The organism is Serratia sp. HMSC15F11 (genome assembly GCF_001808215.1).
GTDB classification, from domain to species: domain Bacteria; phylum Pseudomonadota; class Gammaproteobacteria; order Enterobacterales; family Enterobacteriaceae; genus Serratia; species Serratia nevei.
In genome coordinates this window covers 1-1016 of the sequence record NZ_KV792465.1, presented here as the reverse complement: position 1 = coordinate 1016, position 1016 = coordinate 1, and the positions used below count along the sequence as shown (strand labels likewise).

The window sequence follows — 1016 nt, the reverse complement described above, 5'->3', positions numbered from 1 at the left end:
GGGTGACAAATCTGCCGGGAGCAGATTTGAACACTGCCTACAGTGGCTCCGCAAGGGGTGAGGCCCATGGAGGGGCCGAATAACGGTGAGCAGCCAACAACGCTGCGGCTCGAAAGATGACGGGTATAATAAATAACACTGAGGATCTGAACTGAAGAGGAGGAAGCACAAGTGCAACGTGAACACGTCCTTGATACCGCGCTGGGCCTGTTGGAACAACAGGGCCTGGCGACCGCCACATTAGAGATGCTGGCGGAAAAACTCGACGTTCAGCCCGGCGATCTCAAACGGTTCTGGCCGGATCGCGAAGCGCTGCTGTACGACTGCCTGCGCTACCACGGCCAGCAGATCGACACCTGGCGCCGCCAGCTGCTGCTGGATGAGAACCTGAGCCCGCAGCAAAAGCTGCTGGCGCGCTATGACGTGCTGGCGGAATACGTGCAGCAAGACCGCTACCCCGGCTGCCTGTTTATCGCTGCCTGCAGCTTCTTCCCGGAAACGGATCACCCGATCCATCAGTTGGCGGAGCAGCAAAAGCTGACCTCGCTGGAGCTGACCCGCGAACTGCTGCGCGAAATGGACGCCGACGACGCCGACATGGTAGCGCAGCAAATGGAATTGATTCAGGAAGGCTGCCTGAGCAAACTGCTGGTAAAACGCCAGCTCCAGGACGTATCGGTCGCCAAACGGTTGGCGGAAGACATCTTGCAGGTGGCACAGTGCCGCCGCAACGGGGCGCTGAGCTGAGCAAACCGCGCTTGCGGCGCCGCCAACCCAAGGCGATAGCCGGAACAGGCGCATTTTTTGCGCCCTTTGCCTGAAAAGCCAGCAACCGGAGGCGTTTTAACGTCTTTCACGCATAAAGCCGTTGACGGCCATCGGCCAATACGGTTTAATGCTGCCCGTTGCCCGGATAGCTCAGTCGGTAGAGCAGGGGATTGAAAATCCCCGTGTCCTTGGTTCGATTCCGAGTCCGGGCACCATATTCAGAGAACCCAGCCTATGGCTGGGTTTTT

General features: G+C 58.8%; 1 protein-coding gene and 1 tRNA gene. Both read left to right on the top strand.

Annotation, left to right across the window (positions count from 1 at the left end; genetic code table 11):
* Positions 1-171 precede the first annotated feature (171 nt).
* Complete coding sequence (locus tag HMPREF3138_RS13505; protein WP_016929381.1) at positions 172-747, top strand: division control transcriptional repressor DicD; 576 nt, start codon at positions 172-174, stop codon at positions 745-747.
* A gap of 160 nt (positions 748-907) precedes the next feature.
* A tRNA-Phe gene (locus HMPREF3138_RS13500) sits at positions 908-983 on the top strand.
* The last annotated feature ends 33 nt before the right edge of the window (positions 984-1016 follow it).